The organism is uncultured Clostridium sp., from assembly GCF_963527835.1.
Classification (GTDB): domain Bacteria; phylum Bacillota; class Clostridia; order Clostridiales; family Clostridiaceae; genus Clostridium.
Map to the genome: position 1 here is coordinate 68,612 of NZ_CAURTC010000007.1, position 18,834 is coordinate 87,445.

General features: G+C 27.9%; 17 protein-coding genes. 13 read left to right on the forward strand and 4 right to left on the reverse strand.

Going from position 1 to position 18,834, the window contains the following annotated elements:
- Window positions 1–80: 80 nt before the first annotated feature.
- The 9 genes from RYM86_RS05955 to pyrE all read left to right on the forward strand — a co-directional run bounded on the left by RYM86_RS05955 (window position 81) and on the right by pyrE (window position 8,895).
- Window positions 81–1,208, forward strand: coding sequence for a hypothetical protein (locus RYM86_RS05955; RefSeq protein WP_315078635.1), 1,128 nt, complete (start codon window positions 81–83; stop codon window positions 1,206–1,208).
- Between the two features lie 66 nt (window positions 1,209–1,274).
- On the forward strand, window positions 1,275–2,132 hold the full coding sequence (locus RYM86_RS05960; RefSeq protein WP_315078638.1) for an undecaprenyl-diphosphate phosphatase: 858 nt from the start codon (window positions 1,275–1,277) through the stop codon (window positions 2,130–2,132).
- A 522-nt stretch (window positions 2,133–2,654) separates the two neighbouring features.
- On the forward strand, window positions 2,655–3,578 hold the full coding sequence (pyrB, locus tag RYM86_RS05965) for an aspartate carbamoyltransferase (RefSeq protein ID WP_315078641.1): 924 nt from the start codon (window positions 2,655–2,657) through the stop codon (window positions 3,576–3,578).
- On the forward strand, window positions 3,579–4,010 hold the full coding sequence (locus RYM86_RS05970) for an aspartate carbamoyltransferase regulatory subunit (protein WP_315078644.1): 432 nt from the start codon (window positions 3,579–3,581) through the stop codon (window positions 4,008–4,010).
- Between the two features lie 22 nt (window positions 4,011–4,032).
- Entirely contained in the window at window positions 4,033–5,229 is a 1,197-nt protein-coding gene (locus tag RYM86_RS05975; protein ID WP_315078648.1) for a dihydroorotase, read from the forward strand.
- 133 nt (window positions 5,230–5,362) lie between these two features.
- On the forward strand, window positions 5,363–6,235 hold the full coding sequence (gene pyrF / locus RYM86_RS05980) for an orotidine-5'-phosphate decarboxylase (protein WP_315078650.1): 873 nt from the start codon (window positions 5,363–5,365) through the stop codon (window positions 6,233–6,235).
- Window positions 6,236–6,246: 11 nt separating this feature from the next.
- A complete protein-coding gene (locus RYM86_RS05985; protein WP_315078652.1) occupies window positions 6,247–6,990 on the forward strand; it encodes a dihydroorotate dehydrogenase electron transfer subunit in 744 nt (247 codons plus the stop codon).
- Between the two features lie 21 nt (window positions 6,991–7,011).
- Window positions 7,012–7,908: a dihydroorotate dehydrogenase gene (locus RYM86_RS05990; protein WP_315078655.1), complete on the forward strand. Its 897-nt coding sequence runs from the start codon at window positions 7,012–7,014 to the stop codon at window positions 7,906–7,908.
- 312 nt (window positions 7,909–8,220) lie between these two features.
- Complete coding sequence (gene pyrE, locus RYM86_RS05995; protein WP_315078658.1) at window positions 8,221–8,895, forward strand: orotate phosphoribosyltransferase; 675 nt, start codon at window positions 8,221–8,223, stop codon at window positions 8,893–8,895.
- 171 nt (window positions 8,896–9,066) lie between these two features.
- Here the strand turns inward: pyrE and RYM86_RS06000 are convergent, their stop codons facing one another.
- Entirely contained in the window at window positions 9,067–10,443 is a 1,377-nt protein-coding gene (locus RYM86_RS06000) for a DUF2334 domain-containing protein (protein ID WP_315078661.1), read from the reverse strand.
- A gap of 426 nt (window positions 10,444–10,869) precedes the next feature.
- Here RYM86_RS06000 and pflB point away from each other — a divergent pair, with 426 nt between their 5' ends.
- Window positions 10,870–13,098, forward strand: coding sequence for a formate C-acetyltransferase (gene pflB, locus RYM86_RS06005; RefSeq protein WP_315078664.1), 2,229 nt, complete (start codon window positions 10,870–10,872; stop codon window positions 13,096–13,098).
- A 312-nt stretch (window positions 13,099–13,410) separates the two neighbouring features.
- Window positions 13,411–14,118, forward strand: coding sequence for a pyruvate formate-lyase-activating protein (gene pflA, locus RYM86_RS06010; protein ID WP_315078666.1), 708 nt, complete (start codon window positions 13,411–13,413; stop codon window positions 14,116–14,118).
- A 62-nt stretch (window positions 14,119–14,180) separates the two neighbouring features.
- On the opposite strand, the gene RYM86_RS06015 is transcribed toward pflA, so the two are convergent.
- Together RYM86_RS06015 and RYM86_RS06020 are read right to left on the reverse strand one after the other, a co-directional pair.
- Window positions 14,181–14,342, reverse strand: a complete 162-nt coding sequence (locus RYM86_RS06015) for a rubredoxin (RefSeq protein ID WP_315078668.1) — start codon at window positions 14,340–14,342, stop codon at window positions 14,181–14,183.
- A gap of 189 nt (window positions 14,343–14,531) precedes the next feature.
- The gene (locus tag RYM86_RS06020) at window positions 14,532–15,146 is read right to left on the reverse strand and encodes a 3'-5' exonuclease (protein WP_315078670.1); all 615 of its coding nucleotides are present in this window, start codon (window positions 15,144–15,146) and stop codon (window positions 14,532–14,534) included.
- A gap of 365 nt (window positions 15,147–15,511) precedes the next feature.
- On the opposite strand from RYM86_RS06020, the gene RYM86_RS06025 reads away from it, so the two are divergent.
- Complete coding sequence (locus RYM86_RS06025; protein WP_315078672.1) at window positions 15,512–16,462, forward strand: L-lactate dehydrogenase; 951 nt, start codon at window positions 15,512–15,514, stop codon at window positions 16,460–16,462.
- A gap of 158 nt (window positions 16,463–16,620) precedes the next feature.
- Window positions 16,621–17,634 carry an aspartate--ammonia ligase gene (gene asnA / locus RYM86_RS06030; protein ID WP_315078674.1) on the forward strand — a complete coding sequence of 338 codons (1,014 nt, stop codon included), beginning with the start codon at window positions 16,621–16,623 and terminating at the stop codon, window positions 17,632–17,634.
- A gap of 227 nt (window positions 17,635–17,861) precedes the next feature.
- On the opposite strand, the gene RYM86_RS06035 is transcribed toward asnA, so the two are convergent.
- Window positions 17,862–18,830, reverse strand: coding sequence for a biotin--[acetyl-CoA-carboxylase] ligase (locus RYM86_RS06035; protein ID WP_315078677.1), 969 nt, complete (start codon window positions 18,828–18,830; stop codon window positions 17,862–17,864).
- Window positions 18,831–18,834: the final 4 nt, after the last annotated feature.

An 18,834-nucleotide genomic window follows, 5' to 3' on the forward strand; every position in this document is an offset into this window, starting at 1 on the left:
GGGAGTTAATTCCCTGATTTATAACATTAAAGCATGTTTAAAATACTATTTAAACAGTGAAATTAAAGGGGGATAAAAGTGTGAGTAAAAAAATTAAAAATAGGCTAAAAGCGATTTTAGTATTTTTAATTTGTATAATTTTATTTTTTGTACATTTTTCTAAAACAAATCAAGTTAAAGAACTTGAAGTTCTAACTTGGGATAATTATTATAATGAAAATAATATTACTTTTTTTTATGATGATGAAAATAATGAAAAAATTAAATCTTTAGACAGTACATATAAAGTTAAAGATGTATTAAATGAATCTGATAATGAAATAGACAAAGTATTAAAAAGTATTGATATTTTAAATGCAATTTGTCAATATGATGATATAGATGATTTAAAACAGAAATCAGCATATGATATTTTTAAAAAATTAGGTGGAAGAAGAAAAGTATCTGCTAAAGATATGGCAATAATAGAAAGAGATTTATTAGCTTCATATGGTTTTAAAAGTAGGGTAGGAGCTTTTAAAATTAAAGATGCAGCCTTTGAAGACAAATATAATTATTATGTTGTTGAATATTGGAGCAATGAAAATAACAAGTGGGTAATGATAGATCCGTTAGATAAGGGTTATTTTAGAGAAAGAGATACTCTATTATCAGCAACAGAAGTAATGACTAAGGAATTTAATCCACTATTTTATGTAGGAAAAACTAAAGAAAAAGAATATAAAAATAACCTTAAAAAGTATTTTAGCTCATATAGCATAGAGATAGATAACACTATAAAAAACAATAAAAGCAATACATCAATAACATATATAAAAAATGAAAAAGCTTTAGAACTTAAATTTAAGGATGAATTTGCACCACCGACAATTTTTACACAGGAAACAAAACTTTTTGAAAAAAGTCCTGAAGACAATAAAGTAGGACAAGATGAAAAAGCATATCTAATATTAATGGAAAAGCAAGACTTAGTTAAAATAACTGAAAATAATCAAGGCAAAGATCAAGGTAAAGATAGTATATTTATGATATTGGGTGCTTTTAAAGATGGTAAAATTATGGACGAATATTATTTAAGCACTAATAATTCTGAATATGAAAAAATCAATAAATATAAAGAGATTGAAATACCTAAAGGTGAAACAGAATTAAATTTATCTATAGATGGAGTAAATTCCATAGGTAAAATAATTTTAAGGAAAAATTAATAATATACAACATAATAAGTATTATAATTTAGATTGGATACTTATTAGAAAGAGAGTGATAAAAGAATGGGATTAGACTTTTTATTCATATTTAAAGCAATTATTGTAGCAATAGTTGAAGGACTTACTGAATTTGTTCCAGTATCATCAACAGGACATATGATACTTGCGTCAGACTTAATAAATTTCCAAGGTGAATTTGTTAAGATGTTTGAAGTTGTAATACAATTAGGAGCAATACTTGCAGTGGTTGTATTATATTGGGAAAAAATAAAGGACAGCGTTATTGAATTCTTCACATACATTTTTACAGGTGGAAAAAAAGGTGAAGTTGGATTTAAATTTGGAATAAATGTTTTAATAGGATCAATACCAGCAGGTGTAGTTGGAATATTATATTATAGTAAAATAAAAGCATTATTTAAACCACAAGCAGTAGTAGTAGGGTTTATAGTTGGTGGTATTTTATTAATAGTAATAGAAAATATATTTAGAAAAAAAAGACACTCTGTTAAAAATATAGATAGAATAACTCCAATGCAATCTATAAAGATTGGATTATTTCAAGTTTTATCAATGTGGCCTGGAATGTCAAGAAGTGCTTCTACAATTATGGGTGGCTGGGTAGCAGGTCTTTCAACACCAATAGCAGCAGAGTTCTCATTCTTTTTAGCAATTCCAGCAATGGTTGGATCATCAGCAAAAGATCTTTTTGAATTTGATTTTGCACTTATGAATTCAACTAATTGGGTTGCTTTAATAGTAGGGTTCATAGTAGCTTTCATAGTTTCATTAGTAGTAATGGAAGGGTTTGTTGCTTACTTAAAGAAGAAACCTATGAGAGTGTTTGCAATATATAGAATAATTGCAGGTATAGTATTTGCAATACTTATGTATAAAGGAATAGTAACTCCACATCTATAAAAATAATATTATTATATAAAGTTGCACTGGTGAATTATTTGAATATTTACTAGTGCAATTTTTTTGCCTCTAGTATAAATTAAGTTTTAAGTAGATAGAATATAAAATCAACTGCAATTTTAGTGTACAGAAAAAAATATAAAAAATTCTTAGTAATTAATATCGAAAAATTAAAATGTAATTTAATAACTTTTTTATTCTTGACATGACATAAAATAAATGTTATTCTTACACAAAGAATAACCTTTAATTTGATCCAGAGAGATCAGCAAGGAAGTTATATAATACCATATTTAGGATTAATTATGCCTTCCTTCATGCGTGAAGAAGGCTTTTTTTATACAATTAATTATATGCAAATGTAATTGGTTATTTAAAATAATTAAGGGTATAAAATGCTAAAATTAAATTTAGTAAATTAATTAAATCTATGAGATATGGCACTATCTAAAAGACTTTTAGATCGCTTTGGTATAACTTTTTATAAGTTTTTCTGTATACTTAAAAAGGAGTGATATCAATATGATAAAAGACAAACATTTAATAGATCCAATGGATTTTACAGTAGAAGAATTAGAAGAAATTTTTAAATTAGCCCATGAAATAATTTCAGATCCAGAAAAGTTTTCTCATGTTTGTGATGGGAAAATATTAGCAACTTTATTTTACGAGCCAAGTACAAGAACTAGATTTAGCTTTGAAGCAGCTATGATGAGACTTGGTGGAAAAATACTTGGCTTTTCTGAGCCAAATTCATCATCAACATCAAAGGGTGAAACTTTATCTGACACAATCAAAATGGTATCAATTTATACTGATATAATAGCAATGAGGCATCCTAAAGAAGGATCAGCTAAAGTAGCAAGTCTTTATTCAAATGTTCCAATTATTAATGCAGGAGATGGTGGACATCAACATCCAACTCAAACTCTTACTGATTTATTAACAATAGAAATGCTTAAGAAAGGTTTAAATAACCACACTATTGGCATATGTGGTGATCTAAAATATGGAAGAACAGTTCATTCGTTAATAAAAGCAATGTCTAGATATGAAGGGAATAAATTTTTACTTATCTCGCCAAAAGAATTAAGAATACCAGATTATATAAGAGAAGAAATACTTAGAAAAAATAATATTGAGTTTTTAGAAGTAGAGCGATTAGAAGAGGTCATAGATAAAGTTGATATATTATATATGACTAGAATACAAAAAGAGAGATTCTTTAATGAGGAAGAATATCTAAGACTGAGAGATAGTTATATATTAAATAAAGAAAAAATGAATCTAGCAAAAGACGATATGATAGTTATGCATCCTCTGCCAAGAGTAAATGAAATTGCATGTGAAGTTGATTATGATAAAAGAGCAGCATACTTTAAACAGGCTGAATACGGAATGTATGCAAGAATGGCATTAATGGCTAAACTTTTGGGGGTGTTATAGATGTTAGAAATCACAAGTTTAAAAAATGGATTAGTTATAGATCATATTGAAGCTGGAATGGGAATAAAAATATTTAACTATTTAGGTTTAGATAACAGTAATTGCAGTGTTGCTTTAATAATAAATGCAAAAAGTGAAGCATTAGGTAAGAAAGACATAATAAAGATAGAAAACTGTAGAGAGTTAGATTATACAATATTAGGATTACTTTCTCCAAGTATAACTATAAATGAAGTTGAAAATGAGGAAATAGTAGGTAAGATAAAACCTAGATTACCAAAGAAAGTAACCAATATATTAAAGTGCAAAAATTCAAGATGTATAACTCAATATGAAAAATATGTGGCACACTCTTTTGTATTACTAGATAAGGAAAAAGGTACTTATAGATGTGAATATTGTGATGAAATAACAAAATTATCTGAAGTGTAATAAGTGTGGGAGAGTGAGTTAAGTGGAACTTTTAATTAAAAATGCAAGAATTATAGATGCAATACAGGATTTTAATGGTGATATTTATATAAAAGATGGATTGATAAGTGAAATTGCGCAGGAAATAAATAAAGACAATGTTGAGAGATTTGATTGCCATGGAAAGATATTAATGCCAGCATTTATTGATACACATGCTCATTTTAGAGATCCAGGGCTTACGTGGAAAGAGGATCTAGAGAGTGGATCAAAAGCAGCTTTAAGAGGTGGTTACACTGGTGTATGCTTGATGGCAAATACGAAGCCGATATGCTCATCTAAAGAAGTAGTACAATATGTTAGAGATAAATCAAAAGACTTAGATTTAATTGATATACATCAATGCATTTCAGTAACTCAGAATTTTGATGGAAAAACTTTAGATCATCTAAATGGATTTAAAGATGATAAGGAAGTTAAAGCAATTTCAGATGATGGTGTTGGAGTATCAAATTCTAACACAATGCTTGAAGCAATGAAAATTGCAAAAGAAAACAACTGGGTGCTTATGTCACATGCTGAAAGTCCAGAGTTTTCTAAAATTGATATGAGAATAGCTGAAAATATGATGACCATTAGAGATGTGGAACTTGCTAAGATAACAGGAGCACATCTACATATGTGCCATGTAAGCACTAAAGAGGCATTAAAACATATTATTGCTGCTAAGAATGAAGGAGTAAATATAACATTAGAAGTAACACCGCATCACATAGGTTTAACTAAGGATATAAATGATTATAGAGTTAATCCACCAATAAGAAAAAAAGATGATGTAGAGGAAATAATAAAAGCAATTAAGCTAGGTATGATAGATACAATAGGAACAGATCATGCACCACATACATTAGAAGAAAAAGCTAAGGGTTCTCCAGGAATGGTTGGATTAGAAACTGCTTTTCCAATATGTTATACAAAGCTAGTAAGAGAAAATGATATTTCATTAAATGAACTAAGCAAACTTATGTCGCTTAATCCAGCACAGTTATTAGGAATGAATAAAGGGAAAATTAGTATAGGGTTAGATGCTGATTTAGTTTTAATAGATATAGATAAAAAAATAAAGATACATTCGAAAGAATTTGCATCAAAAGGAAGAAATACACCATTTGAAGGTATGGAGTATCATGGGGAAATACTTGCTACAGTAAAGGGCGGAAAAATTAAATATAAGAAGTAGAGAAATATATATGTTTTAAGAAAATGTTAATATATGTGCAAGCAAAGTGAACTGGTAAGATGCCACTTTGCCTATATCAACATATATTTAAAATATAATAATATTTAATATATAAATTTGGAGGAGAGTTGCTATGATGATTAATATAATGAATAAGCTATATGATAGAGTTGAAAAAAGAGGTGTTGTATGTGTTGGATTAGATACATCTTTAGATTATATCCCAGAACACATAAGAAACGGAAAAACACCAAGTGAAGCTATATTTGAATTTAATAAACAAATTATAGATGCTACATATGATGTGGCAGCATGTTTCAAAGTGCAAATAGCTTATTATGAAGCTTTAGGATTAGATGGATTGTTAGCTTATAAGAAGACATTAGAATATCTAAGAGAAAAAGATGAAATTATAATAGCTGATATAAAAAGAGGCGACATAGCAGCTACTGCAAAAATGTATGCTAAAGCCCATTTTGAAGGAGATTTTGAAGCAGACTTTATAACACTAAGTCCTTATATGGGAATGGATAGTATAGAACCATATGTCCCATATTTAGAAAGTGGAAAAAAGGGAATATTCAGTTTAGTTAGAACATCAAATAAGGGTGCTGAAGATATAGAGTATTTAGATACAACTACAGGAGATAAGGTTTATCATTTAGTTGGTGATAAGCTTATGAAAATGGGAGAAAATATTATTTCAAAATGTGGTTATCATCCATTAGGCGGAGTAATTGGATGTACTCATGTTGAAGAAGGAAAAGAATTAAGAAAAAGATTTAGTTCAATGTTCTTCTTAATTCCTGGATATGGAGCTCAAGGTGGAAAAGCAGAAGATGTAGCAATGTATTTAAATAATGGAAATGGTGGAGTTGTAAATTCATCAAGGGGAATACTTTTAGCTTATAAAAAACAAAATAGAGAAAGTGAATTTGCGTTATGCGCAAGAGAAGAAGCAATAAGAATGAGAGATGAAATAAAGAAAGCAGTAGATAGTCTGTAAGAGGTGGTAAAATGAGTACAAATTATAAAAAATCAAAGATACTTTCAAATGAAAAAGTAGTTGATAATATATATAAAATGGTGTGTGAAGATGATAATGTCATAAAAGCAGGACAATTCTATATGCTTAAGATTGATGGTCAAACTTTGCTTCCAAGGCCTATAAGCATATGTGAAAAAGAAGATAATAAAATAACTTTTTTATATGCAGTAGTAGGAAAAGGAACAGAAGAATTTTCAAAGCTTCAAGAAGGGGATTACATAAACCTTACAGGTCCATTAGGAAATGGATTTGATTTAGATGAATATCTAGGAAAAGTTGCAATAGTTTCAGGAGGAATCGGAACAGCACCAATGGTTGAAGTTTGCAAAGTTCTTAGAAGAAATAATAATTATGGGCTTATAGATGTTTATGCAGGATTTAGAGATGATATTTATTTGGTAGATGAGTTATCTAAATATGCTAATAAAGTAGAGGTTACTACTAATACAGGAAAGCATGGCCATAAAGGTTTTGTTACAGACATATTAAAACCAGAAGAATATGATATTGTATTATGCTGTGGGCCAGAAATCATGATGAAAAAGGTTGTTGAAATGTGCAAAGAAAAGAAGGTTAAAGTGTACGTGTCAATGGAAAAACATATGGCTTGTGGTGTAGGTGCTTGTTTAGTATGTACTTGTGAAACTAAAGGTGGAAATAAAAGAACATGCAAAGATGGTCCAGTATTTGATGGATATTATGTGGAATTGTAAATCAGAGGGGAGAGTGAAGTTATGTTAAAAGTAAATATAAATGGTGTTGAATTTAAAAATCCAGTTATAGCAGCTTCAGGAACTTTTGGTTTTGGTGCAGAATATAACAATTTTTATGATGTAGGGATGTTAGGGGGAATATCTTCTAAGGGATTAACTCTTAATATTAAAGACGGTAATGAAGGCATTAGGGTATTTGAAACTCCATCTGGAATGATGAATTCTGTAGGATTACAAAATCCAGGTATAGAAGGATTTATAAAAAACGAATTACCTAAGATGCAAGAACTAAACACTAATATTTTAGCTAATGTTGGTGGTGGATGCTTCGAAGATTATGCAAAAGCTATTGAAATGTTAAATGACACTGCAGTAAATATGATTGAACTTAATATATCATGCCCAAATGTAAAATGTGGTGGCATGGCATATGGAATTAAGTCTGAAGTAGCTTATGATTTTGTAAAAGAAATAAAGAAAATTTGTAAAAAACCACTTATGGTTAAATTATCACCAAATGCTGAAAATATAGTTGAAATGGCAGCAAAATGTGAAGAAGCAGGAGCAGATTCATTAAGCTTAATAAATACATTAAAGGGGTTGGCAATAGATCCATATAAAAGAAAGCCAATATTTAACAATGTATATGCAGGGCTTTCAGGACCAGCAGTAAAACCAGTAGCATTAAGAATGGTACATGAAGTAAGTAAAGCTGTTAGTATACCAGTAATAGGACTAGGTGGAATATCTAATGGGATAGATGCAATAGAATTTATCATGGCTGGAGCAAGAGCCGTTCAAATAGGAACAATAAATTTTGTGAATCCTATGGCAGGAAAAGAAATCATAGAAGAAATGGAAACTTTCTGCAAAGAACAAGGAATAAAAGACATAAACGAAATTGTTGGTATAATTTAAAAGGTTATTAATATTGTAGTATAAAACGGCGGATATAGAAATTTTTAAAAATATTAATACATATTTAAAATATAATGTGAAATATGTGTTGATATATGCAATGGGTAAAGTGGCATTGTAATTGGACTTTGAGAATACTTAATGAGTATTGTCACATTTACTGCTTGTCTCAATTTTATATTGGGAGCAAGCTAAAATGGGACTATACTCATTTTAGTATTCCTAAGTTCAATTACTCAGTCCACTTTGCTTATGCATATATCAACACATGCACTATTTGAAATACAGCATGAAATTTGGGAGGAATATAGAATGGAAGCATATAAAAAAGAGTTTATTGAATTTATGATAGAGTGTGGGGTTTTAACTTTTGGAGATTTTGTAACTAAAAGTGGTAGAAAGACACCTTTCTTTGTTAACACAGGAAATTATAGAACAGGAAGTCAATTAAAAAGATTAGGGGAATATTATGCTGAAGCTATAAAAGCAAATTATGATGACGATTATAATATAGTGTTTGGACCAGCGTATAAAGGAATTCCTTTAAGTGTTACAGTTACAATGGCTTTAAGTGATAAGTATGGAATAGATGTAAGTTATTGTTCAAATAGAAAAGAAGTTAAGGATCATGGAGACACTGGAATACTTCTTGGAAGTAAATTAAATGATAGAGATAGGGTTTTAATAGTAGAGGATGTAACAACATCAGGAAAATCTATTTATGAAACAATGCCTATATTAAAAGAACAAGGAAATGTAGATGTAGTAGGACTTGTTATATCAGTTAATAGAATGGAAAAAGGTCAAGGCGAAAAATCTGCATTAGTAGAATTAGAAGAAAAGTATGGTTTTAAAGCTTGTGCTATAGTTACAATGACTGAAGTTGTAGAGTATTTATATAAGAAAGAAGTTAACGGAAAAGTTATAATTAATGATAAGATTAAAGCTAGAATAGATGAATATTATAAAGAATATGGTGCCAAGTAAAATTAAATATTAACATTTGTTTTAAATAGATGTTTATATATGCAATAGATAAAGTGGCATTGTAATTTAACTATTCTCAAAGTCAAATTACAATGCCACTTTGCTTATGCATATATAACACTTTACTGTAAAACAGATACAATATTTTACAGTAACTTATAACTAAATTATTTATTTTTTTAATTCTGTAATATGAATAGTAGTATAGTTATAGTCTTTAATTGCTTTTATAATTTGCTGTAATGGAGAGTTTGTGTTATAGTCAATATCTAGTTTGCCATTATCTATTTTAAAATTTATAAAATCTAACTCTATTGATGGATGGTAAAAGAAACTATTTAAAACTTTAGAATTATTCTTTTTTAATCCATCAACTATGGAAGATAAATCATTAGGATCTTGAACATATCCTAATGGTGTTGGTACATATAAATTATTTTTATTATTGTTATATAAGTTAGATGTTGAGTTGTCGTAAGGTTCATATATATATTGAAAATACTCTTCAATTACACTTTGTTGAAGTTTTGTATCTTTATAATGTGGACTTTCATAAAAACTTATAGGGATATTTAATGCACTAGCAACATCAATACCACTTTCAATTACTTTTTTAGTATCTTCTATTGTATTATTTACATCTTTAGATAATTCTTCTCCAACAGCGCTTCTATCATTGCCACTTTGGTGGGTATAACCATGCAGGCCAATTTCAGCACCTTTATTTATTAAATAGTCTAGTAAGTTAATAAAACCTACGTTATTTATACTAGTATTTTTTAATAAATCATTATCTATATCTTCTGTAGGAGCTTTGAATCTAGGAATCCATCCAACATGAAATTTTATTCCTTCAGAATATAGAAGATTTGCCATGAGTTTTACTTTAGTTTGATTTTTATCTACAAAATTACTATCTCCAGATGTAAAATCTTCAAATCTGAACATTGCTATTTTTTTACTAAATATAATATTAGGATTTTCAGGTTTTACTATTTCATTATTTAATAAGCTAATGCTTTTTTTATCAAAATCAAATACTGCAATCAGATCAAACATATTTTCTATATCAGATAATGAAATATAGACTTCATCATTGTGAATTAATGAATTTCCTCTAAGATTAAATTCTTTGGAGTTTTTTTCAAATGTATTATTTTTTATAACTATATTAGTATTGCCTTTTACCAATTCTAATTCGTTATTTGAGTAATCAACAGAATAGCCAAGTATTTGACCTATAGATTTGATTTGAAAATAATATCTTTGAGCTTTTAATAAAGTTGGTATATTTTTTATAGTTGTTTTATCTAAAATATTTAAAGTTAAGTCGGATACATTTTCTATAGGCATTTCATCGAAATTTATTTTAGATATATAAGTACTTTTAAAATCATTTGTTGGTAGCAAATTTGAATGTACTTTATTGTTGATAATTGTTAATTTGTTTTTAAGGACACCACTATGAGAAATAAAGCAATAAGTTGCTAAACCTATAATGATGAGCAAAATTAAATAAATTGATGTTTTTTTTGATTTTTTAGTCATAGATATTCCCCTTTGATTATGTAAATATATTAATATATATGAAAATTATAACACTTTAATGTGTCAAATTTTAGACAAAAAGGACATATTTAAAAATAAATAATTGCAATATATTTTCAATTGATAATAATTATATTTAAAAAGACATTTAAATAGTAATATTAATAGTGTTAGTGAATTCAATTGAGAAAAAAATAACAATCTTTATAATGATTTATTTGATAAAAATGCAATAAAGCAGAGTATAAGTAAATAAATAAGAGAAAATACAAAATAAGTAAGTGTAAGGGATTATTAATATAAATAACATAAAATTTAAGAAAAAATATAAAAAAGCTTTGAATTTATATAAAAATATATTATAATGAGATTGAGAAAGATTTAACAAAGTTTTCTCTTGATATATATTAACAAGGAGGCAAAATCATGTTTAAACAATGGGAAGGTTTTAAAAACGGTACTTGGCAAGAAGGTATTGACGTAAGAAACTTTATACAAAAGAATTATAAGGTATACGAAGGAGATTCAAGCTTCTTAGAAAGTATAAGTGAAAAGACATCAAAAGTATGGGACAAAGCATACACATTAATTGTTGAAGAAGTTAAAAAAGGAATAATAGATATTGCAACCGACAGGGTTTCAGGAATAAATAATTATGAAGCAGGATATATAGATAAAGATAATGAAGTAGTAGTAGGACTTCAAACTGATGCTCCACTTAAAAGAATTGTAAATCCATTTGGTGGATTTAGAATGGTACAAACTTCATTAAAAGAATATGGATATGAATTAGATAAAGATATAGAAAAACATTTTTCAAGATATAGAAAAACTCACAATGAAGGAGTTTTTGATGGTTATACAAAAGAAATAAGACTTGCAAGAACAGCAGGACTTTTAACAGGACTTCCAGATGCTTATGGTAGAGGAAGAATAATAGGTGATTATAGAAGAGTGGCTCTTTATGGTATAGATTATTTAATAGAAGAAAAGAAAAATGATCTTGATAATCTTCAAGGGGACATGCTTGATGAGTTAGTAAGAAAAAGAGAAGAAGTTTCTATGCAAATTAGAGCTTTAAGTGAAATAAAAGAAATGGCAGCTAAATATGGCTGTGATATATCTAAACCAGCATCAAATTCTAAAGAAGCTGTACAAGCTTTATACTTTGGATACTTAGCTGGAATTAAAGAAAATAATGGAGCTGCTACTTCATTTGGTAGAACTTCAACTTTCTTAGATATATATATTGAAAGAGATTTGGAAGCAGGATTAATAACTGAAAAAGAAGCTCAAGAATTAGTAGATCAACTTATAATAAAATTAAGATTAGTAAGACACTTAAGAACTCCAGAATACAATGATTTATTTGGTGGAGATCCAACATGGGTAACTGAATCAATTGGTGGAATGGGTATAAATGGAAAAACATTGGTAACAAAGAACTCATTTAGATATTTACATACATTAATAAACTTAGGTGCTTCAGCAGAACCAAATTTAACAGTTTTATGGTCAGATAAGTTACCAGAAAACTTTAAAAAATACTGTGCAGAAATATCAATAAAGACAGATGCAGTTCAATATGAAAGTGATGAAGTAATGAGACCAATTTATGGTGATGACTACGCAATAGCTTGTTGTGTATCAGCTATGAAAGTTGGTAAACAAATGCAATTCTTCGGAGCAAGATGTAATATTGCAAAATCACTTTTATATGCAATAAATGGTGGTTGTGATGAATTAAAAGGTATGAAAGTAATACCTGGAATTGAACCAATGAATGATGAAGTTTTAGATTTCAACAAAGTAAAAGAGAATTATTTCAAAGTTTTAGAATATGTTGCTAAAATTTATGTAGATACAATGAATATAATCCATCATATGCATGATAAATATGCTTATGAAGCAGGACAAATGGCTTTACATGATACTATGGTAGATAGATTAATGGCGTTTGGTATTGCAGGTCTTTCAGTTGCAATAGATTCATTATCAGCTATTAAATATGCAAAAGTTAAGCCAATAAGAAATGAAGAAGGATTAGCTATTGACTTTAAAGTTGAAGGTGACTTCCCTAAATACGGAAATGATGATGATAGAGCAGATGATTTAGGAATAGAATTAGTAACTAAGTTCTCAAATGAACTTAAGAAACATCCTTTATATAGAGATGCTAAGCATACATTATCAGCACTTACAATTACATCTAATGTTATGTATGGTAAGAAAACTGGTACAACACCAGATGGAAGAAAGAAAGGTGAACCTTTAGCACCAGGAGCTAATCCAATGCACGGAAGAGATGCAAATGGAGCATTAGCATCATTAAATTCAGTTGCTAAAATACCTTACAATGAAGTTTGTCAAGATGGTGTTTCAAACACATTCTCAATTGTACCAGATGCACTTGGAAAAAGTGAAGAACAAAGAATATCTAATTTAGTTTCAATTTTAGATGGATATTTTGTTCAAGGAGCACATCATTTAAATGTTAATGTTCTTAACAGAGAAACATTAATAGATGCTATGGAAAATCCAGATAAATATCCGACATTAACAATTAGAGTTTCTGGATATGCTGTTAACTTTAGCAGATTATCAAAAGAACAACAATTAGAAGTTATAAGTAGAACTTTCCACGAAAGTATCTAAGATTAAATAATTAAAGCTATATTTTAAATATTTGTTGATATATGATAGGTGAAGTGGCATTGTAATTGGACTTTGAGAATTCTTAATGAGTATTGTCACATTTATGGCTTGTCTAAATTTTATATTTGGAGCAAGCCAAAATGGGACTATGGTCATTTTAGTATTCCTAAGTTCAATTACTCAGTCCACTTTGCTTATGCATATATCAACATATATTAAAGCATAGACTAAAATCATTATAAATTCATAAACATAATTTAATTAATACCCCTGTCTTAAATGACAGGGGTGTAGTTCTAGGAGGATAGAAAAATGGTTAAAGGAAGAATTCACTCAATTGAAACAATGGGATTAGTAGATGGACCAGGAATTAGGGTAGTTGTATTTTTTCAAGGGTGTTCATTAAGATGTAAATACTGTCATAATCCAGATACATGGACTTATGATGGTGGGGAAGAATATACTCCAGAAGATTTGGTGAAAAAAATAGAGAGATACAAAACATACTTTGAAAGTTCTAATGGCGGAATTACATTTTCAGGTGGAGAACCTTTAAGGCAACCAGAATTTCTTCTAGAAGTATTAAAATTATGTAAAGAAAGAGGAATAAATACTTGTTTAGATACTTCGGGTTTTGGATTTGGAGATTATGATGAAATATTGAAATATGTAGACTTAGTTTTATTTGATATAAAACACTATGATAAAGATGGTTATAAGAATGTAACTTATGTGGATATTGATGAATCATTAAAATTTTTAAAAGCAACTGAAAGATCTAAAACTCCAATTTGGATTAGACACGTTGTTGTTCCAGGATTAACTGATGGAGAAATACATATAAGAAATTTAAAAAAATACATATCTAATATAAGCGGAGTTGAAAAAGTAGAGTTGTTACCATATCATTTGCTAGGAAAAAACAAGTATGATGTTTTAAACTTTAAATATCCATTAGAAGGAGTTCCTGCTATGGATAAAGAAATAGTTAAAAAGTATCAAAGCATTATTGAAGAATAAATAGAAATAAGGAGCTTTTAAAATTTAAAAGCCCCTTATTTTTTTATCATATAAAAATAAAATTATAATAATAAAGAAAAGTTTTCTTTCTCGAAATTACATATAGGACAAATCCAATTACAAGGTAAATCTTCAAAATTTATTCCAGGTTCTATATTACTATCTACATCTCCTATTTCAGGATCATATATATAGCCACAGATATCACAAATATATTTTTTCATGTGAATTCACCTCATTCAATATAATATTTGTTGATAATAATATAATATTTAGAGGATTATATTAATGTTAATAAATATTAATGTAATCCTCTAAATATTCAATTTAATTTGATAATAAATATGAATTAAATATATAAATTAATCAACTGAATGGGTAAATTAGCGCCTTGGAAGGAATAATTCCGATAATTATTTCTTTTTAAGTAATTTTGTAAAATATCCTTTTGGGAAATATCCTTTTTTTAATCCTTCAGTTACTGTTAAATAAGTTGCTGTAGTATCAAATCTTGCATCATGATAATTACCACTACCTTTAAATAATTTATCAGAAGCTTTAGTGATTTGATCCTTTGTTATTCCAAGAAAATTTATTACTTCTTCTAATTTAGGATTTTTAATTTCACCATTTGCTTTAGGAAGCTTACAAATATCTCTATAATGAGCCATTGTACAAAAAGAATGTTTTGGGGTGAACTCTTCACCTAATAAAGATAATTCATGTTTTAAAAATCTAATATCAAAATTCACATTATGTCCTATTAAGAAATCAGATTCTATAAAATCTTTAAAGAATTCAGGAACTAAATCTTCAAAATAGTGACCTTCTGATAATTCATATAGTTTTTCTAAAGAAAAACCATGGATTTCTTGAGCTGATGGTTCCATTTCATCAACTGTAAAGAAGAAATTTTTACCTGTTGTTATTTGTGGCTTAGAACTTGCATCTACAGTTATATAACTTAATTGACAGATACTACCTGGTTTTATACTAGTAGTTTCTGTATCAAAAAATAATAATTTCATTATAAAATAATACCTCCCTTAATTTATAAGAAATTTAATTATAGTATGTAATACTACAAATAAAGGCATTATTCTAATTAATGCCTAAATCTAATTATATAGTATTTCTAAAGTTTTTCAATTAATTTAACCAAATAATAATTATTATTAAATGCTATTGAATTTGATTATTGTTTAATGTATACTGACTTAGAAAGAAATAAGGAACTATTTTAGAAATAATATATTTATAATATTGTTTAAAATTAATTTAATAGGAAATAACAATAAATTATTTTAATATGTTTACAAACTTGCAAAATAATAATTTATAAACGTTTTGATAATAATATATTAAAAGAATAGAATATTTAGGAGGACTAGATATGGCAAGAGAGAGAAAACGTAAAGTATCAATTATAGGTGCAGGATTTGTAGGATCAACAACAGCATTTGCTTTAATGAATAGTGGAGTGGCTACAGAAATTTGTATATGTGACATAAATATGGATAAGGCTATGGGAGAAGTTATGGATTTAGTTCATGGAACTTCATTTGTAAAACCAGTTAATATATATGCTGGTAGCATAGCAGAAACTAAAGATTCTGACATAGTTATAATTACAGCAGGAGCAGCACAAAAAGATGGCGAGACTAGATTAGATTTAATTGAAAAGAATTATAATATATTTAAGGGATTTATTCCTGAAATAGCAAAAGCAAGTCCAGATGCTATATTATTAGTTGCATCTAATCCAGTGGATATTTTGGCATATATTACATATAAATTGTCAGGATTCCCTAAAGAGAGAGTAATAGGAACAGGTACTGTATTAGATACATCAAGACTAAAATATGTTATAGGTAAATATTTAAATGTAAATAACAACAATGTTCATGCATATGTTTTAGGTGAACATGGTGACAGTGAAGTTGTAAGTTGGAGTACTGGAAGTATTGCTGGAGAAGGATTTGATGATTATACAAAGAAGTTTTCATTAGAATGGGATGCAGAAATAAGAAGTGTTATTGAAAGTGATGTTAAAAATGCAGCATATGAAATAATAAGTAGAAAAAAAGCTACCTATTATGCAATTGGATTAGCAATAACTAAAATAGTAGAATCAATACTTAGAGATGAAAACGCTATTTTAACTGTTTCATCATTAATGCAAGGGGAGTATGGTATAAGTGATATGTATTTAGCTATACCTACTATAATTAATAGAAATGGAGCAGTAAGAATAGTAGAACCAAATATAACTGAAGAAGAAATAGAAAAGTTACAGAATTCAGCTAATGTATTAAAAGAACATGTGTCAAAATGTGAAATTTAAATTTTATTTGACAAGTTATTATTAATTTATTATACTGAATGAGTGAAATACGGATGTTTAGGAGGTCAAGTATGCAAATGCATTCTGAGACCTCTTTTTTAATAAACATTTATTAAAAAGTATAAGTAATACAGTAATAATTTTAGGGGGATTTATTTATGAATATTGAAAATGTTATTATTCCAGAAGGATATAAAAGCAAAAATTCATTGATAGAAACAGAAATTCATATTAAGAAGATTAAAGACTTTTTTGAAAGAGCCCTTGCAGAAAGCTTAAATTTAACTAGAGTTTCAGCACCTTTATTTGTTGAACCTCAAACAGGAATGAACGATAATTTAAATGGTTCAGAAAGACCTGTAAGTTTTGACGTTTTAGCAACAGGAAAAGATGTACAAATAGTACATTCATTAGCTAAATGGAAAAGATATAGTTTATATAGATATGGCTTTGAAGCAGGTGAAGGCTTATATACAGATATGAATGCAATAAGGAGAGATGAAGACTTAGATAATATTCATTCTATCTATGTAGACCAATGGGATTGGGAAAAAATAATAGATAAAGAAGATAGAAAATTAGATACTTTAAAAAACATAGTAAAGAAAATCTATACTGTATTTAAAAAAGCTGAAGATTTTGCTTGTAAAGAATCAATGGATGAAGAAAAATTTTTACCAGAGGATATTTTCTTTATAACTACTCAAGAGTTAGAAGATATGTATCCAGGAAAGACTGCAAAAGAAAGGGAAGATCTTATAGCTAAAGAAAAAGGTGCAGTATTTATAATGCAAATTGGGGATATATTAAAATCAGGAGAAAAACATGATGGTAGATCTCCGGATTATGATGATTGGACTATGAATGGAGATATAATTTTCTATTATCCAATTTTAGATAGAGCATTTGAAGTATCATCAATGGGAATTAGAGTTGATGAAAAAGCTTTGCTAAGACAACTTAAAGAAGCTAATTGTGAAGATAGAAAAAATCTTGAATTCCACAAGATGTTATTAGAAGGTAAATTACCATATACAATTGGTGGAGGAATAGGACAATCAAGAATATGTATGTTCTTCCTGAAAAAAGCGCATATAGGTGAAGTACAAGCTTCAATCTGGGATGAAAAAAATCTAGAAACATGTGAAAAGTATGGTATAAGATTATTATAAAAGTATATATTTTAAGGCTCTGTTTTAATGCAGAGCCTATTTTTAATGTGTAAGAAATTATATAATTCTTAAAGTTAAATATTAGTTGAGAATTGATAATGGAGAGTTGAAAGTTTATGAAAAAATTCTTTAGTGGAATTTTAAAAAATATATATTTAGAAAGTCTTTAAGACTTTCAACCAAAACTCTCAATTCTTATCTCTCCACTCTTAACCAAAAAACGTGGCTTAAAGTCTAAAGCTAATTTCGCCACTTGTTATAGCTTTTTCACATCCATCTGTATCTTTTACAATAAGCTCACCATTATCATTTATACCAATACAGGTGACTATTTCTTCTTTGTGATAAGTTATAAGTTTTGCTTTTTCATTTAAAAGATTAGAATTTTTTCTACATATATTTAATACTTCACAAATATCATTTTCTAAAATAAATTTTTCATAAAGTAGTTCAAAATTATTAAGAATTTCTGAAAGTATTAAACTTTTACTGAAAGTTTTATTGAATTCTAATTTTAATGATGTAGCGATATCTTTAAGTTCATCTGTAATTTCTTCACTATCTAAATTTACGTTTAATCCTATGCCTAAAACCAAATAATGTATTCTATCTATATCACATTTCATTTCTGTTAAAATACCACATAACTTTTTAGCATTAATAAAAATATCATTAGGCCATTTTATACGGACATTAATTCCAAAGTTTAAAAGTGCTTTGTAGACTGAAGCCGCTGCAATTTGAGTTATTTTTGAAGCTTCTGAAGGTGGAATATTGGGTTTTAATATTAAACTCATCCAAATCCCGCTTGAGGGTGACGTCCACTTTCTGTCAAAACGTCCTTTACCTAATGTTTGCTTTTCAGCAATTATTAATGTTCCATCATTTATATTATTATTGTCAGCTAGTTGTTTTGCAGTTTTATTAGTTGACGGAAGTTCAGAAAAATATTGTATATCTTTAGCTATTTTTTTTGTTCTTAATAATGGACTTATTTCACTTGGAAACAATGTATTAGGTGAGGATATTAATTTATATCCTTTATTTGAAATCCCATCTATGACATAGCCTTTGTTTTTTAATGTCTTAATATGTTTCCAAATAGCACTTCTTGAAATGTTTAATTCTAAGCTTAAGGTTTCTCCTGATATATATTCAGTAGAATTTTTTAATTTATTTAAAATTTTATTTTCCATAATT

Bases quoted from the DNA above. Each gene is read 5' to 3' on its own strand.
- pflA (WP_315078666.1), top strand. From the start codon at position 13,411: ATGGTTAAAGGAAGAATTCACTCAATTGAAACAATGGGATTAGTAGAT.
- pflB (WP_315078664.1), top strand. From the start codon at position 10,870: ATGTTTAAACAATGGGAAGGTTTTAAAAACGGTACTTGGCAAGAAGGT.
- RYM86_RS05960 (WP_315078638.1), top strand. From the start codon at position 1,275: ATGGGATTAGACTTTTTATTCATATTTAAAGCAATTATTGTAGCAATA.
- RYM86_RS06020 (WP_315078670.1), bottom strand. From the start codon at position 15,146: ATGAAATTATTATTTTTTGATACAGAAACTACTAGTATAAAACCAGGT.
- RYM86_RS06000 (WP_315078661.1), bottom strand. From the start codon at position 10,443: ATGACTAAAAAATCAAAAAAAACATCAATTTATTTAATTTTGCTCATC.
- pyrF (WP_315078650.1), top strand. From the start codon at position 5,363: ATGATGATTAATATAATGAATAAGCTATATGATAGAGTTGAAAAAAGA.
- RYM86_RS06015 (WP_315078668.1), bottom strand. From the start codon at position 14,342: ATGAAAAAATATATTTGTGATATCTGTGGCTATATATATGATCCTGAA.
- asnA (WP_315078674.1), top strand. From the start codon at position 16,621: ATGAATATTGAAAATGTTATTATTCCAGAAGGATATAAAAGCAAAAAT.
- RYM86_RS06025 (WP_315078672.1), top strand. From the start codon at position 15,512: ATGGCAAGAGAGAGAAAACGTAAAGTATCAATTATAGGTGCAGGATTT.
- RYM86_RS06035 (WP_315078677.1), bottom strand. From the start codon at position 18,830: ATGGAAAATAAAATTTTAAATAAATTAAAAAATTCTACTGAATATATA.
- pyrB (WP_315078641.1), top strand. From the start codon at position 2,655: ATGATAAAAGACAAACATTTAATAGATCCAATGGATTTTACAGTAGAA.
- RYM86_RS05970 (WP_315078644.1), top strand. From the start codon at position 3,579: ATGTTAGAAATCACAAGTTTAAAAAATGGATTAGTTATAGATCATATT.
- RYM86_RS05985 (WP_315078652.1), top strand. From the start codon at position 6,247: ATGAGTACAAATTATAAAAAATCAAAGATACTTTCAAATGAAAAAGTA.
- RYM86_RS05990 (WP_315078655.1), top strand. From the start codon at position 7,012: ATGTTAAAAGTAAATATAAATGGTGTTGAATTTAAAAATCCAGTTATA.
- pyrE (WP_315078658.1), top strand. From the start codon at position 8,221: ATGGAAGCATATAAAAAAGAGTTTATTGAATTTATGATAGAGTGTGGG.